This window comes from Desulfitobacterium hafniense DCB-2 (assembly GCF_000021925.1).
GTDB lineage: Bacteria > Bacillota > Desulfitobacteriia > Desulfitobacteriales > Desulfitobacteriaceae > Desulfitobacterium > Desulfitobacterium hafniense.
Map to the genome: position 1 here is coordinate 1,397,874 of NC_011830.1, position 20,078 is coordinate 1,417,951.

Below are 20,078 nucleotides of genomic sequence, written 5' to 3' on the forward strand. Positions count from 1 at the left end.
AAAACTAACGCGAAAAGCCAGCCGCTCCGTCGGGACGCCGGCCAAATCGCTCCTGCTCAATGGCCGGTTGGAAACGTCCTGTTTCCAACCCGACTCCGCTGCAGTCTTTTTGCGAAGTTTTGTTTCCGCTCGCTTAAATTCGCTCTCTTTTGTAAAACAAAATCCTTGGGCAGTTTTTCAAGTATTTGTTCAAGAATCTTTTCAGGACTCAGCTCAAGACTCAGTTCAGGATTCGGCTCTGGACTCGGTTCAGGACTCGGCTCTGAAGGTGCGTTGTGCGTAAAGCTACGCGACTTGGACAAAATTTTGGATACAGAATGATAAAGAGAAGGACAGGAGTGAAAAGCTTGGCTGAGAATACTAATTCTGGCTTGGGTCAGGTTCTCTTTGTGGGAGCGGGTCCCGGGGATCCGGATTTAATCACATTAAAAGGCAAAAAGGCTCTTGAAGAAGCCCAGCGGGTCATCTATGCAGGTTCCCTGGTCAATCCGGATATACTGCAGCATTGCCGGGAGGGCATAGCCTTATTTGATAGTGCCGGGTTAACCTTGGAAGAGACTGTCGCTATCATGGCGGAAGGGGTCCAAAGAGGGGAAAAGGTCGTTCGCCTGCATACCGGAGATCCCAGTGTCTATGGAGCTATTCAGGAACAGATGCAATGCCTGGAAGAAAAGGGTATTGCTTACGGGGTGATTCCGGGAGTTAGCTCGGTGTTTGCCGCCGCCGCTGCGGTAAAAAAGGAGTTTACTCTGCCGGAGGTCAGCCAGACCCTGATTCTTACCCGGTTGGCGGGAAGAACCCCGGTGCCGGAAAAGGAAGATTTGGCATTACTGGCTCAACATCAGGCCAGCATGGCCATTTTTCTCAGTGTGCAGGATATAGGGGAAGTGGTGGCGACCCTAAGGAAAGGATATCCTCCCCATACACCTGTGGCTGTTGTGTATCGGGCCAGCTGGCCGGATCAGCACATCCTGGAGGGTACTTTGGAAACCATTGCCGATCAGGTAAAAGAGGCAGGAATCCGCAAACATGCCCAAATTCTTGTGGGAGACTTTCTCCGGGATCAAGGAACCCGTTCTAAGCTGTATGACCCGGAATTTACTCATGAATACCGGCAAGGACGTTCTACATGAAAACAGCCATTGTGGTGCTGAGGGACCAAGGCTTACAGACAGCCTGCCGGATTATCGGAAAGTGGCCTGAAGAGGAAGCGGTCTCCCTCTATCTGCACCGGCGCCTTCAGGGCCAGGAGCATGTTCAGGAAAGGGAAGAAGTGAAAGAAGCGCCCCCTGGCCTCCGCCCTCATTATTTTGACAAGCTGAATGACGTTCTGCCTAAACTATGGGAAAGTTCCTCCCTCCTGATTTTTATCATGGCTACGGGGATTGTCGTTCGCCATATTGCCCCTTTTCTGCAGGGGAAAGATCGGGATCCGGCCGTATTGGTGCTGGATGAAAAAGGCGAGTTTGCCATCTCCCTCTTATCCGGCCATTTAGGAGGAGCCAATGCCTGGGCGAAATCCGTAGCCCAGTGGATCAATGCTCGACCGGTGATCACCACGGCTACAGATGTTCAGGGGTTGACCGCACCTGATGAGTACGCCCGGCGTTTCGGCTGGTCAGTGGAACCTTTATCAGGTCTGAAGGAAGTCAATTCTTTGCTGCTGGAGCAGGGGTATCTCAAGGTCTGGACCGATTGTCTGCCGGAGGAACACCCTCTGCGTCAAGATCCTCATTACCATTTTCTTGAGGATGATGATCAAGAACATGCCCAGCTATGGATTACAGCGAAACAGGTGTCTGGAAATGAGGTGTTTGGGCATGAGGTGCCTGGGCCCGGGCAGCTCCAGGGAAAAAGCAGACCCCTGCATTTGCTGCCGAGGATTTTCGGTATCGGAATAGGGTGCCGCCGGGGAGTTAGCCGGGAGCAGGTGATGGAAGCCATTGCGGGAAGTCTCAGGCAAGTAGAGATATCCCCAAAGAGTATTCGGGGGCTATACAGCATTGAACTAAAAGCAGATGAAGCGGGAATTATCGAGGCAGCCCAAACTTTGGGTATACCTTTTCATACTTTTTCAGCTCAAGCAATCCAGAATATGAATGAGCAACGAGGGTTAAGGCCATCGGAATATGTCAAAGAGAAGATTGGAGTGGATGGTGTATGCGAAGCAGCGAGCTTACTGGGAACGAGTCAGGGAGAGTTGGTTCTTCCCAAGCAGAAATGGAACGGGGTCACGGTGGCCATCAGCAAGGCAAAATCTATGTGGTAGGGATTGGTCCCGGGGATGCGGAGCATATGACCCAACGGGCTCAGTCGGTATGGAATGAAGTGGATGTGGTTGCCGGGTACAAGACCTATATTGATTTGATTCGCCCCTGGCTGGCCGATAAAAAAGTGGTGGCCACCGGTATGCGCCAGGAGATTGATCGTTGCCGCGAAGTAGTGGAGATCGCTTTGGAGGGCCAGTCTATCGCCCTGGTCAGCAGTGGCGATGCAGGAGTCTATGGCATGGCGGGGATTCTGATCGAATGTCTGGAAGAAAAAGATGCTCTGGATATTTCTCTGGAGATTATCCCGGGAGTAAGTGCGGCCAATGCTGCCTCATCCCTGCTGGGAGCACCTTTGATGCACGATTTTGCGGTCATTAGTCTGAGTGATCTGCTCACGCCCTGGGAGGTTATCCAAAAACGGGTCAAGCTGGCCGCTGAAGGGGATTTTGTGATGGCCATTTATAATCCTAAGAGCAAAGGCCGTCAGGATCAGATTGAATGGGTTCGTCAGGCTGTACTTGACTATCGTGATCCCCAAACCCCTGTGGGAATTGTCAGAGAAGCGCTGCGTGGAGAGTCGCAAGTGATCATCACCACTCTGGCAGAGTTTACCCAATCCCCCATTGACATGTTGACTACGGTCGTCATCGGCAACTCACATACCCGTGTCATCGGTCCTTATATGGTGACCCCCAGGGGATATATTCTATGAGATTATTTGTCCTGGCGGGAACCGAGGATGGCAGGGAATTAGCCTTGGCCCTGCAAGAACGGGGTCATGAGGTCCTGGTTTCAACCTTAACGGAATACGGGGCTGAACTGGCTGAACGTCAGGGTCTTCGTACCTGTTCGGGTGCTCTGGATCAAGATTCCCTGATGAAGATTCTGCAGGAACAGGCAATTCATGCCCTGATTGATGCCACCCACCCTTATGCTCAGAATATCCGGAATTTAGCCCGGTGCGTGGCCGGTGAATGCAATTTGCCCTATTTCCGCTGGGAGCGCCCTTCGGGAGCTTATCCTGTTCACCCCCTCCTTTATTTTACCGCCACTATTGAGGGGGCTGCCCGATTGGCAGCCCGGTTGGGTAAGCGGATCTTTCTCAGTACCGGAAGCAAAAATCTCCGGGACTGGATGGAGAGCCCGAAATTAAAGGATTGTCAGTTATATGTCCGGGTGCTTCCCACCTCCCAGGTTCTCAGCCAATGTGAAGAGGCGGGGTTGAAGCCTTACCAGATTATTGCCATGCAGGGGCCGTTTAGCCAAAGATTCAATGAAGGACTTTGGGAGCAGCTAAACATCGATGTAGTGATCACCAAGGACAGCGGTGCCGTCGGTGGTACGGATGAGAAAGTCCAGGCCTGTCTGCAGCTGGGCATTCCCATTATTGTGTTGGAACGGCCCCAGGAAACCCAAGCGGGGATGGCGGCAGAAAAAGATACAGCGACGATTGAAGAGTTTATGAGAAAGGTGGAGGAGCATTGTGAAAACTGAATTTTTACTTTTAGGTCATGGGAGCCGCCGCCAGGAGGCTAATCAAGGATTGATTGAGGTAGCTCATAAAGTGAGCAAGATCCTGGGGGAAGAGGTAACTCCGGTTTTTATGGATCATGATAAGCCCAGTTTACCTGATGGAGTCCTGGAAAAAATTCAAGAGGGTGCCAAGAAGATTATCATTATGCCCCTCTTTTTATTTCGGGGCATGCATGTTACTGTGGATATCCATGAGGAGATTCGTGAGATCAAGGAACAATACCCTGATGTAGAGATTTTATTCGCCAATGAACTGGGTGCGGATGATGTCATTGCACAGTTGGCAAGCCTAAGAATCAAGGAGGCCTTGGGGGCATGAAGGGATTTATAACCGACCCGCTGGAAATTGAGCGGGAAAGCATGCGGATTATTCACGGATACTTGCAGCAGGAATGGACTGAGCAGGAGTTAAAAGTCGTGGAGCGCTGCATCCATACCAGTGGGGACCCTACCCTGGAATCGGTAATCCGCATTCATCCTCAGGGGATTGAGGCCGGGCTTAAGGCTCTGCAGCAAGGGGCTCCGGTGATTACCGATGTGGAAATGGTCAGAGCGGGAATTGCTAAGAAGCAATTAGCCCAGTTAGGCGGCGTTGCGGAATGTTTTCTCAGTGATCCCCGGGTTGCGGATCAGGCTGCTGAATGGGGGATTACCCGCTCCATGGCGGCTCTGCGTTTGAACAAGGAGCGCCTGAAAGGAGCTATTGTGGCTATTGGCAATGCTCCCACCGCTTTGTTGGAAGTGCTGGAGCTAGCTCAGGATCCCGAGACCCGGCCGGCCTTGGTGGTTGGCATACCGGTGGGCTTTGTGGGAGCCAGGGAATCCAAGGATCTGCTTTGGGATGAGCATCAGGAGCTTCCTTCCATTACAATCCTGGGGAATCGGGGGGGGAGCCCCTTAGCGGCAACCTGTGTCAACGCCTTGATCTATCTCGCCGTAAACCGGGAGATCTAAAAATGAGGTGAGAGAATGAGTGGAAAAAAAGCAGCAGCCCGGCTGATGATCCAAGGGACATCTTCCAATGTCGGAAAAAGTGTCTTAGCAGCGGCTTTTTGCCGGATATTTTATCAGGAAGGGTATCATGTAGCACCCTTTAAAGCGCAAAACATGGCTTTAAATTCCTTTATTACCCGCTCCGGAGGAGAGATGGGCAGAGCTCAGGTGGTGCAGGCTCAAGCTGCAGGATTGGAGCCTGATGTACGGATGAATCCTGTTCTGCTCAAGCCTACGGGGCATACGGGCTCCCAGGTGATTGTTCTGGGCAAAGCCCAGGGGACTCTTTCTGCCCTCAAATATCACGGCGATTATCAGAGAAAAACCTGGCCCATTGTGGAAGAAGCTCTCCACGAACTTCTTGAGGAACATGAGATTGTGGTCATTGAAGGAGCCGGGAGCCCTGCCGAAGTAAATCTCAAGCAAAATGATATTGTCAATATGCGCGTGGCTAAGGAAGCCCAGGCCCCCGTGCTCCTGGTGGCGGATATTGACCGTGGGGGAGCCCTGGCTTCCGTGGTCGGCACCCTTGAACTCCTTGAGCCGGAAGAGCGCCAATTGGTTCAGGGAATTGTGATGAACAAATTCCGTGGGGATATTAAGCTTTTGCAGCCCGCCCTGGATTTTCTCGAAGAGCGAACCGGAATTCCTGTGGTGGGAGTCGTACCCTTCTATGATCAATTCAAGATCCCGGAAGAAGATTCCGTGGTTCTCGAAGAACAGAATACAAGCAAACGGGATCAAGGGAAGAGCCGGGATGAAGCCTTGGATGTGGCGGTCATCCGCTTACCCTATTTATCCAATTTCACGGATTTCGATCCTTTTGAAGATGAGCCCGATGTCATTCTCCGCTATGTCCGAGAACCTTCTGAGCTGGGAGAGCCGGATTGTGTCATTATCCCCGGAAGTAAAAATACCTTATCGGATCTGCGGTTTTTATGGGAGAGCGGCCTGGGTGAGAAAATCATTAAGTTCTGGCAAGAAGATGTCCCGATTATCGGCATTTGCGGCGGCTATCAAATGCTGGGACGAATCGTCCGGGATCCTTTGGGCACGGAATCCGACTTAAAGGAAATTGCGGGGCTGGGTATTCTTCCTATGGAGACCGAGTTTGAGTTGGATAAACACACGGTGCAAAGCCGTGGCAAGGTCGTGGGAGGGGAATTGTTCCTGGCACGCTGTCAGGGGACCGAGATCACCGGTTATGAGATTCATATGGGACGTTCCCAGGGAGAAGGTCATTCTCTTTTTGAGATCGAAGCCCAGGAAACGGCCTATGGGGATGGTATGTCGGCCGGCAGTGCTGTAGGAACTTACCTCCATGGGATCTTTGATAATGATCCCTTGCGGACCGCACTCCTGGAATGGCTTTGGGAGAGAAGAGGAGGAACACGCCCGGTGGGCGAGACCATGTCCCAGGCAGCAATTCGTGAGCAATCTTTTAATGAACTGGCGGACTGGGTAAGAAATAGTATGGATATGGAAAAAATCCGTGCCATGATGGGTCTGCATAAAGGATGATGTTCATGATATTAATGCTTCATCCCCTGGCTTTTGGTCTGGGATTTCTATGGGATCAAGCCGTGGGTGATCCGCCCAAATGGCCTCATCCTGTGATCTACATGGGGAAGGCTATCGCTTGGTATGAACAGCGTTTTAACCAGGGGAGCCCCCAACTCCGCCGTCTCAAGGGCGCTCTGCTCACCTTGGCCCTGGTGATCGGAAGCTATGCCTTGACAGCGGGTGTCATTGAGGGAGCCCAAGAAATCTCCGCCGCTTTGGGCCTTATCATTGAAGTGCTTCTCCTTGGCTCCACCCTGGCCGGTAAATCCCTTCTGGAGGCCGGAAATCTGGTGCTCACCCCATTAAGAGAAGGAAACCTTGATGAAGCCCGCCATAAACTGGGCTGGTTTGTCAGCCGCGATACTGCTCAATTGCCGGAAGGGGAAATAGTGCGGGGTACGGTGGAGACCTTAGCGGAGAATTTTGTGGACGGAATCCTTTCCCCCCTATTTTATATGCTGATTGGCGGCGCACCCTTGGCGATGGCTTTTAAGGCTGTAAGCACTCTGGACTCCATGATCGGCTATCGCAATGAGCGTTATGAAGATTTTGGCTGGTTTGCCGCCCGGACCGATGACTGGGCGAATTATCTGCCGGCCCGTCTCTCAGTGGGCATTCTGCTGCTGGCCGGCTGGTTTTATAAACTGCCGGTAGGCCATGCCCTGACCATCTGGCGCAGGGATGCCAAAACCCATCCCAGCCCCAATGGCGGTAATCCGGAGAGTGTCGTCGCAGGATTGCTGGAGATCCAGCTGGGAGGGAAGAACATCTATCATGGTCAGGTTCATCACCGGGCTGAAATGGGTGATCCTCTCCATGAGCTGACCTGGCGTGATATTGAGCGGTGCCGGAAGTTAGTCCGGTTGGGGACGTGGATCAGTTTTGCGCTCATCCTTTCGGGTATCGTTTTGGTCAATAGCATCATGTAGAAAATCTGACTTGGAAGAGCTCCGGAAGTTGAGTCTCCAGGATTCTTGCTTTACACCGGTCGCTCCATAAGCTGCGCGGACAAAACTAACGCTCAAGCTCTCCGCTGCGTGCTTTTCGCGAAGTTTTGTTTCCGCTCGCTTAAATTCGCTTTCTTTTGTAAGGCAAGAATCCTTGGGCTGCTTTTCGGGTCTGGGTGAGCGAGGCGTTGTGGAATAAATGGCCCGACTCAAGCAACTTTTTCAGCCTTACGGACACCGCTGCGGCATAGTCGGCTACCTTGGAAAAGACGCTGGAGCTGGCCCCAGAGATGACTCCAGAAAAAGCTCGTAAAAGATCCAAGAGAATCTAAAAGACCCGAAAGCGTAGCTTTGCGTACAAAAGCGGACGGATTTAGCGGAGGGGCGGTCGGGTGAACGAGGCTTTCTTAACATTGTGGAGCCACTGGTTCACATGCAGAAAGCAGCGGGGTTTGGCGTAACAGTTAAGAAAGCGAGTGAGCCAGCTCTGGAGCTATGGAGTACGCGTTGTGCGTGAAGCTACGCGACCCGGATAGCTCTCTCATCCATTGCCGGAATTGCAATAAACGTCTGCTCTGAAAAGACTCGCAAACACAGCTCACATGCAACTAGGCGTCCCCAAAATCTTTTACAAAGAGGTGAAGACAATGCCCCATTCCCTGCCTCCCCGTATTCTTATCGCCGGGACCCATAGCGGAGTTGGCAAAACGACCATTGCCACAGGGATTATGGCTGCTCTGACTCGGAGAGGGCTGCCTGTACAACCCTATAAAGTTGGTCCCGACTACATCGATCCCAGCTATCATACTTTGGCTACAGGCCGTTCTTCCCGAAATTTAGACCGCTGGATGCTCAGGGAAGAATTAATTCCGATTTTTGCAAGAACTTCTCAGGATTGCTGGGCGGTCATCGAAGGAGTTATGGGACTTTTCGATGGGGTATCCGGAACCAAAGGGTACGGAAGCAGTGCGGATATTGCCAAACTGCTGGATGCCCCTGTGGTCCTGATCCTGGATGCGGGTAATTTATCACGCAGTGCAGCGGCCGTGGTCCATGGTTTTTGCACCTTTGACCCTGAGGTCAAGATCGCCGGAGTCATTCTCAATCGGGTGAAATCTCCAGCTCAGGAAAGCTTGCTGCGTGAAGCCCTTAGTGAAATTCAAGTCCCCATCTTGGGAGTGCTGCCTAAAGAAGAGGGAATCCGTCTGCCCGAACGGCATCTGGGGTTGGTCCCTTCTCAGGAACAAGCTTTTCAGGAGAGTTTTTTTGATGAGCTGATCAGCGTGGTGAACCGCACCATTGACCTGGAACAGATCCAAAGGATTATGCAGCAAAGGGTTATACAGGAAGCTCCGCCGGAAAAGCAGTCTGTCGCTGAGCTAACTTGCCCTAAGGGCACCGCTTCATGGGGCGGAGAACCGATTCTCCATGAAGGCTTAAGTGAAGAAGCAGCAGCGGGGAATCGCAATTACCATCCCCTGCGCTTGGGAGTGGCCCGGGATGAGGCCTTTTCCTTTTACTATCAGGATGCTTTGGATTGTGCAGAGAACCTGGGATTTGTTCTGGTTCCCTTCAGCCCCCTTCATGATTCGTCTCTGCCGGCTGGATTGGATGGACTCTTTTTTGGCGGCGGATTCCCGGAGCTGCATTTAGAACGGCTCAGCCAAAACCAGAGTTTTTTGGAATCCTTACGGCAGTTCTCCCGATCAGGGAAGCCTATCTACGGGGAATGCGGGGGATATATGTATCTGGGCACCCAGGTTACGGATTTCGAAGGCAGAACCTACCCCATGGCCGGACTGATTCCCATTGCGGCGGAGATGGCGCCAAAGCTCCAGGGCATGGGCTACCGCCAGGGAATCTTCCGCCGGGATAATTTTCTGAGTAAGGCAGGAAATATGGTCTACGGTCATGAATTTCATTATTCAAAAGTAAACTATTTAAGTTGTGATGATGAAGCTTTTCCTGCTTTTGAACTGGTCAAAGGTGAGAGATCCTTAAGGATGGACGGCTATGCACGGGATAATATCGTGGCCTCCTATCTTCATATCAACTTTGCAGGACAACCGGAGCTTTTACAACATTGGGCGGAGCATATACGGCAAGGAGCATAGGCATGATTCGAGTGTATACAGGCAAAGGAAAAGGGAAAACCACTTCAGCACTGGGGGAGGCCCTGGTGGCACAGTCACAGGGTATTAAAGTTCTGATGGTTCAATTCCTCAAAGGAAGTACCTATATGGGTGAGCTTTATACCATGGGGCGTTTAGGTATACCCTTAATCCAATTTGGTGTAGGCTGCCGTTGGTCGGGTATGATTCGAACAGGCTTAAGGCATTGCAGTGGCTGCGGGGAGTGTTTTCGCCAGAACCGGGATCCGAATGTCGCTCTGCCCCTTGTGGCACAAGGAGTCGAGTTCCTCAGGACACAGATTGAAGAAGGAGATTGGGGTCTTATTATTCTTGATGAAGTGAGTCATGCCCTGAATAAGGGATTCCTGGAAATGGGGATATTGCAGGAACTGATCGGACTGAAACCCGAGGGCCTGGATTGGATTTTGACCGGGCGGGATATGCCTGAGGAATTACTTCCCTTTGTGGAGCATTGGTGGGAGCTTAATCCCATTAAACATCCTTTGCAAGCGGGGATACGCAGCCGAAGGGGGATTGAATACTGATGAAGGGATTAGGTTGGGCAAAATGCCCCGGGACCTGTGGAGAATGGGTTCAAGGAGCGAAAGACGGCACCCCTTTTTTAGTTGGTTGTCCCATCAACCGGTTTGTGGAGGCAAAGGCGGAAATTCTTTTCTCGGAATCCGTCGCCAGGGACAATTCCGGCCATCAGCAGGAGCTTAAGGACTGGATTTGGCAACTTCCCGAGGGTAAAGAAAAGACCCGCCAGGCCTTGGAGCGATTTGCCAGGATTCAGAATCTGCCTCCTTTGACAGGCAAGATTCATATGCAATCCCAATTGCTCATCGGCAAAGGCATGGCCAGCTCCACTGCGGATATGACGGCAGCGGTCAGCGCGGTAGCTCAGGCCTTGGCCATACCTTGGCAGTCTGAGGAACAGGCGCGTTTAGCCTTGGCCATAGAGCCTTCTGATCCGATCATGTTTCCGGGAGTTACGGAATTAGCCCATGGAGACGGCACTTATATCAAATCCCTGGGACCGAAGATTTCGGCTCAGCTGCTGATGTTGGATGGAGGGGGCTTTTTAGACACTCTGGCCTTTAATGCCCGCAGAGATTTGCCGGGCCATTATCGCAAGTATGAACCTAAGATCAAGAACGCTCTGGCTCTTTTCTACGAAGGGATGGCGCAAAGAGATTTAGGGAAAATCGCCCAAGCCGGCACCATAAGTGCCCGTTGCAACCAGGATATTAACCCTAAACCCTTTTTTGAGGAGTTTCTCTCCTGGACATTGGGCAAAGGAGGGCTGGGAGTTATTACAGCTCATAGCGGAACCCTGCTGGCGGGAATTTTTCCCCCGGATTTATCCACAACTGAAAAAAAGAATCTCGAGAGAGAAAGCCGTATTCAATTCCGGCCAGTTATAGTGGAGTGGGTGGAGACTTATGATGGCGGTACTGAAGGAGGGGTTATGAATGCATGGCGGAAATCTGTTGGACGCCTCGGCACAGTATGGGAGACAGAACTTTATTGATTTGTCCGCTAATATTAATCCATTTGGCCCTCCTCAGGGAGTTTGGGAAGCCCTTCAAAAAGGAGTTGCCAATATAATCCATTACCCTGATCCGAATTATCGGCGCCTCCGGGGGAAGATGGCAGAATATTACGCTCTTAACGCTGAAGAGATACTTCTGGGCAATGGAGCCGGTGAGTTGATTTTTCTGATTCTCCATGGTCTCCGGCCCCGCAAAGTGCTGATACCCCAGCCGGCCTTTAGTGAATATGAACGGGCGGCCCTGGCCTGCGGCGCAGAGGTAAATAAGCTTATCCTTGGCGTAAAAGGGTGGGGGGAGCTTTCTTTTCAGAACGAAGAAAGTCATAGAGAATGGGAGCAAGCCCTCGCGGAAAATGAGCTGGTGTTTATCAATTCTCCTCATAATCCTACCGGCAGTGCCCTGTCGAAGCAGCAGTTTGAAGTGATTCTCAACCTGGCCTTAAAACATCAGACTTGGGTCGTTTTAGACGAATCTTTTGTTGACTTTCTGGAGGATGAGAGCCGCTGGTCAGGCAAAGGGTATTTACGAAGGTATCCCAATCTGTTGGTGTTATATTCTTTAACCAAATTCTATGCTATTCCGGGGCTGCGCCTGGGGGCAGTTTTTGGGGCAGCCAAACTACTTGGCCGTCTGCAGGATCAACGGGACCCTTGGGCTGTTAACAGTTTGGCGGAAGAAGCCGGGCTGGCTGCTTTGGCTGATGCAGAGTATGGGAAGCGGGTAAGGCGGCTCTTGCAGGAAAGCAAAGAGTCATTTTACCGGAGTTTTGCTGAAGGGCGCAAGGGAAAGAAGTATTGGGGCTTGCGTCTATATTCCAGTAAGGTTAATTTTGCCCTGATTCAAGTCCTAGAAGCGGAAGATTCAGGTACCGATCGGGACGATGCCGGCAAAGGGAAAAAAAACCTTATTCAGGAGTTGGGGAAACAGGGAATTCTGGTCAGGGATTGCGGAAACTTTGCGGGGCTGGAGGGAAACTATATAAGGGTGGCCATCAAAGATCAGGAAAGTATGAACTCATTATTAGCAGGTTTTAAGATGCTGGATAACTTATGTTAATTATGATATTATAAAGAGGATTGAAAAGATTTCCAAGTGGATCTGTACAGGGCAACTACTGAAACATAGTGTAATTGAGGCAGGCTGATGTGGGGGAGCTTAAAGCATCAGCCTTTTTTAATCCATAAAACGTCTTCCCTTATTTTCATAACTAAAAAATTCACATAAACTCTGGACGTATTGATTTTTTAGATTTATAATAAATATAAATAGATTTTCGTACATAGTATATGATAATTAAGAAAGGTAAGGGGGAAATAAAGTTGACCGAACTAATCTTATCCAGGTTGCAGTTTGCGGTGACAACATCCTATCATTTTTTATTTGTGCCGCTGACTCTGGGGCTGTCCGTCCTCGTTGCCCTCATGGAAACTTGGTACGTCAGGACGGGGGATGAAACCTATAAGAAAATGGCCAAGTTCTGGGGTAAGCTCTTTCTCATTAACTTCGCCATGGGTGTCGTGACAGGGTTAGTCCAGGAATTCCAATTTGGGATGAATTGGTCTGAGTATTCCCGGTTCATGGGGGATATCTTTGGCGCACCCTTGGCGATTGAAGCACTTTTAGCATTTTTTATCGAATCGACGTTTTTAGGGGTTTGGATTTTTGGGTGGGATAAATTATCCAAGAAAGTCCACTGTATGAGCATCTGGCTGGTAGCTATTGCCAGCAATCTATCGGCTTTATGGATTTTAATCGCCAATTCTTTTATGCAGGAACCTGTGGGTTATGTCCTGCGCAATGGCCGTGCAGAAATGGTGGATTTTTTGGCGGTAGTGACCAATCAGCACGTTTTCTATCAATTCCCGCACACTGTGCTGAGCGGATTTACCACGGGGGCCTTCTTTGTCTTAGGGATCAGCGCTTATCATCTCGCCAAGAAAAAACATGTGGATGTTTTCATGCGGTCGGCAAAATTTGCTTTGATTTTCGGCATCATCAGTATTTTTGGTGTCCTGGGCATCGGCCATGCTCAAGGCATGCATTTGGTTGAATCCCAACCTATGAAGATGGCTGCCGCTGAGGCCCATTGGGAAACGGAGAGCCCTGCCGGATTCAATGTGTTTGCTATTGTCGATAAAGAAAACAATACCAACAGTTTTGAGATTAAAGTTCCTGGTGTATTGAGTTTTATGTCTTATGGAACCTTTGACGCTGAGGTCAAGGGAATGAATGAATTACAAGCAGAAGCTGTCCAAAAGTATGGCGAGGGAAATTATATTCCCCCGGTCACCTCCTTGTTCTGGTCTTTCCGGATTATGGTGGGGGTCGGCAGTTTATTGGTCCTGATCGCCTTGCTGGGGGCTTTCCTCTATAAGACGAAGCGTTTCGAAAATACGATGTGGTTCTTAAAGCTTCTTCCCTGGATGATTCCATTGCCCTATATAGCCAACTTGACGGGGTGGTTCCTGGCAGAACAAGGCCGTCAGCCCTGGATTGTTTATGGTCTGCAGAAGACGGCGGATGGACTTTCCACTTCTGTACCCGCTGCGTATATCTGGACCAGCCTGATTGGCTTTACTCTGCTTTATGGTATTTTAGCCATTGTTGATGTGTACCTTATTCTGAAGTTCGTCAAGCGAGGGCCTGTTGAGGCTGAGGATGAAGATTCCTCAACTGATGTAGCGAAGGGGGCATCATTATGGACTTAAATATTCTGTGGTTTATCCTGATTTCCGTACTCTTCATCGGTTTCTTTTTCTTAGAAGGCTTTGACTATGGGGTAGGGATTCTTCTCCCTTTCATGGGCAAAAACGATACCGAGCGCCGTATTGTGATCAATACCATCGGGCCGGTTTGGGATGGCAATGAAGTATGGCTGATTACCGCGGGTGGTGCTATCTTTGCTGCGTTTCCCAACTGGTATGCCACTCTTTTCAGCGGTTTCTATTTAGCCCTGTTCTTTATTCTGGTGGCTTTGATCCTTCGCGGCGTAGCTTTTGAATTCCGCAGCAGTGATCGCTCTCCGCGCTGGCGCTCTGCTTGGGATGGAGGAATTTTCGTCGGCAGCTTGCTTAGTGCCATTCTCTGGGGTGTGGCAGTTACCAATATCTTACGGGGTGTGCCTATCAATGGGGAGATGCAGTATGTAGGGACCTTTTTTGACCTCTTATCACCCTACACACTCCTTGGCGGAGTCACCACTCTCCTTTTATTCACCGTACATGGCGCCCTCTATCTGACCTTAAAGACGGAAGGTGAAATGGTTCGGAGGGCTTGGGGCATAGCTAAAGCAGTAAGCGTTGCAGCTCTTGTCGTCCTTGTCCTTCTCGCGGCTATGACCTATTTACAAACTGATCTTTTCCTAAGCACTCCGGCCACCCTGGGAATTCTGGTGTGTGCCCTGGCCATGATTCTGACCGTGCTGTTTACTTATAAGAAAGCCGCTGGCAAGGCATTTATAGCCAGCAGCCTGACTATTGCATCTTTAGTGCTCTCCGTGTTCTTGGGACTTTTCCCACGGGTCATGGTGTCCAGCCTGAATCCTGAATGGAGCCTGAATATCTACAATGCTTCATCCAGCCCCTACACCTTAAAGATCATGACCATAGTCGCTTTGACTTTGGTGCCGATTGTTCTGGCTTATCAGATCTGGACCTACTGGGTATTCCGCAAACGTGTCACAGCGAAGGATGTTCATTATTAAGCAGGAAATCAATTATAATTGCTGAAAAGTTATCCATCATGTAAACTAGGGATAAGATATTTAATTTTAGGGGGATGGGGCAAGGGATTCTTGCCCCTTTTTAAATTATGCTCGATAAGCGTTTGATGCGGGAAGGCAAACATGTTAAAAGATACCTTTTAGGGACCATAGCCCTTGGCCTGGGAATAGCTTTGCTGGCGATTATTCAGGCCTGGCTCCTCTCCCAGGTGATTGCCCAAGTTTTTCTGGAAGACGCACCTTTTGGCCAAGTGCAAGGATATCTTCTGGCCATTTTGGGTGTCATCGGTGTACGGGGGATTTTCCAGTATTGCAGTGAAGTAACTGCCCGTGAGGCGGCCATCCGGGTAAAGGAAAGGGTAAGGGTGCGGTTTCTGCACAAGATCCTGGCGCTGGGGCCTGTGTATGCCCGGGGGGAGCGGGGAGGGGAACTGCTCAACACAGCGGTAGAGGGAATTGAAGCCTTGGATGATTATTTTGCCCGCTATGTTCCCCAACTCATTTTAGCTGTTTTAGTACCGATGCTTACGTTAGCTTTTGTCCTGCCTAAGGATTTTCAATCTGCCCTTGTCTTAATCATAACCGGCCCCCTCATTCCTTTCTTCATGATCTTGATTGGCAAACTTGCTGAGAAAAAGTCTTTACGGCAATGGCAAAGCTTAAGCCGTATGAGCGCTCATTTTCTTGATATGCTTCAAGGCTTAACCACCCTGAAGCTGTTCGGGCGGAGTAAAGACCAAGCCACAGTGATCAGCCGGGTCAGCGAGGCCTTTCGGAAGAGTACCATGAGCGTCATGAAAGTAGCTTTTTTATCGGCTTTTGTCCTGGAGTTTATGGGGATGATCAGCACCGCAATCATTGCCGTAACCTTGGGCCTTCGTTTGATTAATGGCACGGTTCCCTATGCTGAGGCGCTTTTCATTCTGATCTTAGCTCCGGAGTTTTATTTGCCCTTAAGGACTCTTGGTTTGTCTTTTCATGCACGACTCTCCGGGAGCAATGCTGCTCAGCGCATTTTCGAAGTCCTTGAGCTAGAGAACCAGCTGGAATCTGAGTTGAATGGGGTGGAATTGGGCGGAGGGGCGGAGGAGCCCGGTCATTTGTTCAGGGGAGAGCAAGGCGCGCCTTGGCTTACATTTAAACAGGTGGACCTATGCTATGAGCAAGAGGGAGAAAGAGTTTTAAAGGATATTAACTTTACCCTCCGCCTTGGTGAACGGGTGGCTTTGATTGGACCCAGTGGCGCGGGAAAAAGCTCCCTTCTGCAGATTCTGCTTAGGTTTGTAGAACCGACACAAGGAAAGGTGCTGATTAACGATACGGTATTAAACAGGATCCCGGCGGCAGCTTGGCGGGAGATGATTTCTTACGTTCCCCAGAAACCTTATCTCTTTGCCGGGTCGATTATGGAGAATATTCGCTTCGGCAACCCCGGGGCAGCTTGGGCAGACGTGGTAAGGGCTGCTCAACTGGCCATGGCCCATGAGTTTATCAGCGAACTTCCCCAAGGCTATGATACCCTTGTGGGTGAGGGAGGAGCCCGTTTAAGCGGGGGGCAGGCGCAGCGCATAGCCATCAGCCGGGCCTTTCTTAAGGATGCGCCGCTGCTGTTGCTGGACGAAGTGACCAGCGGCTTGGATAACGAAAATGAAAAGGATTTGCTGATAGCCTTGGAGGGCCTTTGTCAGGACAGGACCGTAATCTTTACCACCCATCGCATGAGGACGACGATTGAGGCGGATCGGATCCTGGTACTTGATAAGGGGAGGATTATTGAGGAGGGCTCTCCACAGACCTTACTCAATAATCAAGGGCTCTACACCCATTTCGTAAGCACCTATGGGAGGGAAGAGGAATGAAAAATCTGAGGTGGATCATCAAAGAAATACTTCCTCTCTGGCCCAGGGTGTGCTTGGCTTTGCTGTTAAGTGCCCTGACCGTTACCAGCCACATCGGTTTGATGGCGACTTCTTCCTATCTGCTGGCTCGGGCAGCCTTGCAGCCCCCGATTATGGATCTGATGATCACGATTGTGGGGGTTCGTTTCTTTGGGATTTCCCGGGCGGTTTTCCGCTATTTTGAGCGCCTGGTTTCCCATGATGTCACCTTTCGGGTGTTAAGCCGTATGCGGATGATTGTTTATAAGGGTATTGAACCATTAGCTCCTGCCCGGCTTAAAGAGTTGCGTAGCGGGGATTTGCTCAGCCGCATTGTGGGAGATGTGGAAGTACAGCAGAACCTGTTTTTGCGGGTCCTGGCTCCCCCCCTTGTGGCCGTGCTGGTTTTGCTTTGCTATGGAGGTTTCCTTGCTTATTTTAATCAAGGATTCACTATGATCCTGGCAGCATTTTTTCTGGCTGCAGGTGTTGCTCTGCCTTTGCTTGTCCGGGCTTTAGGAAAGGGTATCGGTCAGATGAAAATCCAGGCCAAAGCCAGGATGTATACTTTTATTTTGGATAGCTTGCAGGGGATGCCGGAAATGCTGGCCTTTGGACAGACCGGAGCTGTGTTCCAGAGGATTCAAGAAGCCCAAAGTGAACTCAGTCACTCTGAGCGAAGAATGGCTAAAGTAACAGGAACGGCAAATGCCCTGATGGGGATGAGCTCTCATTTGGGAATGCTGGCTGTCCTGGTTCTGGGAATAATTCTCGTAGAGGGAAGACAGATTGACGGGGTTCTATTGGGTATGTTGGCCTTGGGGGTACTGAGCAGTTTCGAGGCTGTAGCGACCCTGCCCGCCGGCCAGCAGTATTTGGAGGAAAATGAGGCGGCGGGAAGGCGTCTTAAGCACCTAATCGATGAAGGCCGTAATCTGGAGAAGGAGAAAGGCAGGCTGGATGCCCCTGGCCTTGAACCTGAGCTTGCATTCGAGAATGTGCGTTTTCGCTATGAGCCGAATGGCCCCTGGGTATTGGATAACATTTCGGTTAAGATACCAGGAGGCAGACGGATTGGTATCGTGGGTCAAAGTGGAGCGGGGAAAAGCACCCTAGTTAATCTATTGGTTCGATTTTGGGAACCCGCTGCCGGGGAAATTCGCTTAGGGGGAGTAAACATCAAAGAATTAACTCCCCAGGTTGTTCGGGAAAACATGGGCATAGTGTCTCAAAAACCCTATCTTTTTCATGCTACAATCAAAGAAAATCTCTTATTGGCCAAGCCGGAAGCCACTAACGAAGAGTTATACGAAGCAGCCCGCAGAGCAAGAATTCATGATTTTATTCTTTCTCTTCCTCAAGGATATGATTGCTTAATCGGTGAAGAGGGGATGAAGCTTTCCGGTGGGCAGCAGCAGCGTCTGGCCATCGCCCGCGTCTTACTAAAAGATGCGCCTATCCTTATTTTGGATGAAGCGACCAGTGGACTGGACCCGGTTACGGAACGGGAGCTTAAAGAAGAACTATTTGCTTTGGCAGAGAATAGGACACTCATCGTGATTACTCATCATCTTGAACTTGTTAAAGATATGGATGAAATACTGGTGTTGGGGAAGGGAAGAATTCTTGAGCAGGGGAAACACGAAGAGTTGATGAGAAAAGAAGGTCAGTACCGGCGTCTATGGGAGAAGGGCTATTGAAGCTGGGGTGTGTCATCTTTTTATTTATTTTTTGTTAAATAGTTATAAAAATAAAAAGAAACAGAAAGTTGTACTTTTTGGTATGTTCATAAGGAGCGTTGTGTTGTAACATAGACGTAGACGCTTTTTAGTTTGCGTCACTTTCGGTGTGCGAAAGTTATTTAAATTCTAAAAAAGGCTGCTTTGCCTGCCAATTAATTTAAGGAGGAAAAAATGGAACACTCTTTAGGAACGTTATTACCATTATATTCTGTCATTCCTTTTGTCGGTATGTTGTTATCCATCGCCCTCGGACCTGTTCTGTTTCCTAAGTTTTGGCATCATCATTTTGGGAAGGTGTCGGCTGCCTGGGCAGCATTGCTTGCTGTTCCACTAATTGTAGTTTATGGAAAACAAGGCGTGGATGAGCTGCTCCATTTACTTATCGCTGATTACATCCCCTTTATCATTCTCATTGGCTCCCTATTTACAGTGGGTGGTGGAATTTTAGTTCGCACATCCCTTAAGGGGACCACTTGGGTCAATGCAGGTTTCCTGACCATCGGGGCTATTGTTGCTTCATGGATGGGAACTACAGGAGCGGCTATGCTGTTGATCCGCCCCTTCCTGCGTGTGAATAAGGACCGTAAGTATAAGGCCTTTATGGTGGTCTTCTTTATTTTCATGGTTGCCAATGTAGGAGGATCATTGACCCCCTTAGGGGATCCGCCGCTTTTCCTGGGCTTTTTGCATGGAGTCCCCTTCTTTTGGACCTTGCGCCTCATAACCCCCATGGCTGTTGTACTGGCCGGGTTATTGCTCATGTATATTGCTTTTGATAAATACTATCTGGCTAAGGAACAAAAAGAAGCCGGCCTGGCCCTTGCCTCATCCGCCGGCGATAGAGCGGTGGCGGCAACGCAGAACATCGCCAATGAAGGTTCAGCGCCAGAGAAAAAGCTGGAAATTCTGGGCGCTCAGAACTTTATTCTGTTAGCTGCAATTATTGGTGTGATTCTTTTTAGCGGTTATGTTAAGATGAGCGAAGTATCGATTCTAGGGGTTCATCTTGGCTGGCAGGATGTTATTCGCAATCTGGTTCTTGTGGCTATTATGGTTATTTCTATGAAAATCACAGCCAAGACAGTTCGTGAGGAAAATGAATACTCCTGGGGACCCATTCTGGAGATTGTTTATCTTTTCTTCGGAATCTTTGTCACCATGGCGCCTGCTTTAGCGATTTTGAAGGCCGGAGAGTCCGGAGCCTTGTCTTTCATTACTGCAGCAGTAAAAGAGCCGGCTCAATATTTCTGGATTACCGGAGCATTATCCAGCTTCCTGGACAATGCCCCGACCTACCTGACTTTCTTTAGCACCGCTTTAGGTCAATTCTATCCCGGTGTGGCTGAAGGGCCTGCAGTGGCTCAGTTCTTAGTGGAACAGCCCTTATATCTCCTGGCGATTTCTGCCGGCTCAGTGTTCTTTGGAGCAGTTACCTATATCGGCAATGCACCAAACTTTATGGTGCGGTCTATAGCTGAAGAATCCGGAGTAAAAATGCCCAGCTTTTTCGGCTATATGGTGTATAGTGTCTGCATTTTGCTTCCTCTTTTTGGGATAGTAACCTGGCTTTTCTTTCTCTAAGATTTAAAGGCTCGGAGTATCACCTCATGAGCAATTTAATAGGCCAATGATACAAAACAGAAACTCCCGATGGAAAGGTCTATGTGAGTCACAGACCATTTTCACGGGAGTTTTAATCTACCTTATCAGGTATTAAAGCCTAATTAAAACGAAATTCTACGAA

General features: G+C 49.9%; 17 protein-coding genes. All 17 read left to right on the forward strand.

The features are described from left to right. Positions 1-317: 317 nt before the first annotated feature. The 17 genes from cobM to DHAF_RS06585 all read left to right on the forward strand — a co-directional run bounded on the left by cobM (position 318) and on the right by DHAF_RS06585 (position 19,915). Positions 318-1,133, forward strand: a complete 816-nt coding sequence (cobM, locus tag DHAF_RS06505) for a precorrin-4 C(11)-methyltransferase (protein ID WP_005812298.1) — start codon at positions 318-320, stop codon at positions 1,131-1,133. Continuing rightward, positions 1,130-2,269 (forward strand): cobalt-precorrin 5A hydrolase, encoded by a 1,140-nt coding sequence (locus tag DHAF_RS06510; protein ID WP_011461547.1) that lies wholly within the window; start codon positions 1,130-1,132, stop codon positions 2,267-2,269. Before cobM ends, DHAF_RS06510 begins: the two co-directional genes overlap by 4 nt. 26 nt (positions 2,270-2,295) lie before the next feature. Further along, positions 2,296-2,982 carry a precorrin-3B C(17)-methyltransferase gene (gene cobJ, locus DHAF_RS06515; RefSeq protein WP_026184126.1) on the forward strand — a complete coding sequence of 229 codons (687 nt, stop codon included), beginning with the start codon at positions 2,296-2,298 and terminating at the stop codon, positions 2,980-2,982. Beyond that, positions 2,979-3,764: a precorrin-6A reductase gene (gene cobK / locus DHAF_RS06520; RefSeq protein ID WP_005812303.1), complete on the forward strand. Its 786-nt coding sequence runs from the start codon at positions 2,979-2,981 to the stop codon at positions 3,762-3,764. Before cobJ ends, cobK begins: the two co-directional genes overlap by 4 nt. Next, a complete protein-coding gene (locus DHAF_RS06525) occupies positions 3,754-4,122 on the forward strand; it encodes a sirohydrochlorin chelatase (RefSeq protein WP_005812305.1) in 369 nt (122 codons plus the stop codon). Before cobK ends, DHAF_RS06525 begins: the two co-directional genes overlap by 11 nt. Next, a complete protein-coding gene (locus DHAF_RS06530; protein ID WP_005812307.1) occupies positions 4,119-4,757 on the forward strand; it encodes a precorrin-8X methylmutase in 639 nt (212 codons plus the stop codon). Before DHAF_RS06525 ends, DHAF_RS06530 begins: the two co-directional genes overlap by 4 nt. A 15-nt stretch (positions 4,758-4,772) precedes the next feature. Continuing rightward, positions 4,773-6,317 (forward strand): cobyric acid synthase, encoded by a 1,545-nt coding sequence (locus DHAF_RS06535; RefSeq protein ID WP_005812308.1) that lies wholly within the window; start codon positions 4,773-4,775, stop codon positions 6,315-6,317. Positions 6,318-6,322: 5 nt separating this feature from the next. Further along, positions 6,323-7,288: an adenosylcobinamide-phosphate synthase CbiB gene (gene cbiB, locus DHAF_RS06540; RefSeq protein WP_011461545.1), complete on the forward strand. Its 966-nt coding sequence runs from the start codon at positions 6,323-6,325 to the stop codon at positions 7,286-7,288. A gap of 665 nt (positions 7,289-7,953) precedes the next feature. Next, positions 7,954-9,420 carry a cobyrinic acid a,c-diamide synthase CobB gene (locus DHAF_RS06545; protein WP_015943358.1) on the forward strand — a complete coding sequence of 489 codons (1,467 nt, stop codon included), beginning with the start codon at positions 7,954-7,956 and terminating at the stop codon, positions 9,418-9,420. A 2-nt stretch (positions 9,421-9,422) separates the two neighbouring features. Continuing rightward, positions 9,423-9,983: a cob(I)yrinic acid a,c-diamide adenosyltransferase gene (locus DHAF_RS06550; RefSeq protein ID WP_005812322.1), complete on the forward strand. Its 561-nt coding sequence runs from the start codon at positions 9,423-9,425 to the stop codon at positions 9,981-9,983. Further along, positions 9,983-10,972, forward strand: coding sequence for a GHMP family kinase ATP-binding protein (locus DHAF_RS06555; RefSeq protein WP_015943359.1), 990 nt, complete (start codon positions 9,983-9,985; stop codon positions 10,970-10,972). Before DHAF_RS06550 ends, DHAF_RS06555 begins: the two co-directional genes overlap by 1 nt. Beyond that, positions 10,914-12,050, forward strand: a complete 1,137-nt coding sequence (locus DHAF_RS06560; protein WP_005812326.1) for a pyridoxal phosphate-dependent aminotransferase — start codon at positions 10,914-10,916, stop codon at positions 12,048-12,050. The genes DHAF_RS06555 and DHAF_RS06560 overlap by 59 nt, the downstream gene beginning before the upstream one ends. Positions 12,051-12,313: 263 nt before the next feature. Continuing rightward, the gene (locus DHAF_RS06565) at positions 12,314-13,702 is read left to right on the forward strand and encodes a cytochrome ubiquinol oxidase subunit I (protein WP_011461542.1); all 1,389 of its coding nucleotides are present in this window, start codon (positions 12,314-12,316) and stop codon (positions 13,700-13,702) included. After that, a complete protein-coding gene (gene cydB, locus DHAF_RS06570) occupies positions 13,693-14,697 on the forward strand; it encodes a cytochrome d ubiquinol oxidase subunit II (RefSeq protein WP_011461541.1) in 1,005 nt (334 codons plus the stop codon). Before DHAF_RS06565 ends, cydB begins: the two co-directional genes overlap by 10 nt. A gap of 107 nt (positions 14,698-14,804) precedes the next feature. Beyond that, positions 14,805-16,574, forward strand: a complete 1,770-nt coding sequence (gene cydD, locus DHAF_RS06575; protein ID WP_005812330.1) for a thiol reductant ABC exporter subunit CydD — start codon at positions 14,805-14,807, stop codon at positions 16,572-16,574. Beyond that, complete coding sequence (gene cydC, locus DHAF_RS06580) at positions 16,571-18,292, forward strand: thiol reductant ABC exporter subunit CydC (RefSeq protein WP_015943360.1); 1,722 nt, start codon at positions 16,571-16,573, stop codon at positions 18,290-18,292. Before cydD ends, cydC begins: the two co-directional genes overlap by 4 nt. A 213-nt stretch (positions 18,293-18,505) precedes the next feature. Further along, positions 18,506-19,915, forward strand: a complete 1,410-nt coding sequence (locus tag DHAF_RS06585; protein WP_011461538.1) for a sodium:proton antiporter — start codon at positions 18,506-18,508, stop codon at positions 19,913-19,915. Positions 19,916-20,078 lie beyond the last annotated feature (163 nt).

Bases quoted from the DNA above. Each gene is read 5' to 3' on its own strand.
- cobM (WP_005812298.1), top strand. From the start codon at position 318: ATGATAAAGAGAAGGACAGGAGTGAAAAGCTTGGCTGAGAATACTAAT.
- DHAF_RS06510 (WP_011461547.1), top strand. From the start codon at position 1,130: ATGAAAACAGCCATTGTGGTGCTGAGGGACCAAGGCTTACAGACAGCC.
- cobJ (WP_026184126.1), top strand. From the start codon at position 2,296: ATGACCCAACGGGCTCAGTCGGTATGGAATGAAGTGGATGTGGTTGCC.
- cobK (WP_005812303.1), top strand. From the start codon at position 2,979: ATGAGATTATTTGTCCTGGCGGGAACCGAGGATGGCAGGGAATTAGCC.
- DHAF_RS06530 (WP_005812307.1), top strand. From the start codon at position 4,119: ATGAAGGGATTTATAACCGACCCGCTGGAAATTGAGCGGGAAAGCATG.
- DHAF_RS06535 (WP_005812308.1), top strand. From the start codon at position 4,773: ATGAGTGGAAAAAAAGCAGCAGCCCGGCTGATGATCCAAGGGACATCT.
- cbiB (WP_011461545.1), top strand. From the start codon at position 6,323: ATGATATTAATGCTTCATCCCCTGGCTTTTGGTCTGGGATTTCTATGG.
- DHAF_RS06545 (WP_015943358.1), top strand. From the start codon at position 7,954: ATGCCCCATTCCCTGCCTCCCCGTATTCTTATCGCCGGGACCCATAGC.
- DHAF_RS06550 (WP_005812322.1), top strand. From the start codon at position 9,423: ATGATTCGAGTGTATACAGGCAAAGGAAAAGGGAAAACCACTTCAGCA.
- DHAF_RS06555 (WP_015943359.1), top strand. From the start codon at position 9,983: ATGAAGGGATTAGGTTGGGCAAAATGCCCCGGGACCTGTGGAGAATGG.
- DHAF_RS06560 (WP_005812326.1), top strand. From the start codon at position 10,914: ATGCATGGCGGAAATCTGTTGGACGCCTCGGCACAGTATGGGAGACAG.
- cydB (WP_011461541.1), top strand. From the start codon at position 13,693: ATGGACTTAAATATTCTGTGGTTTATCCTGATTTCCGTACTCTTCATC.
- cydD (WP_005812330.1), top strand. From the start codon at position 14,805: ATGCTCGATAAGCGTTTGATGCGGGAAGGCAAACATGTTAAAAGATAC.
- cydC (WP_015943360.1), top strand. From the start codon at position 16,571: ATGAAAAATCTGAGGTGGATCATCAAAGAAATACTTCCTCTCTGGCCC.
- DHAF_RS06585 (WP_011461538.1), top strand. From the start codon at position 18,506: ATGGAACACTCTTTAGGAACGTTATTACCATTATATTCTGTCATTCCT.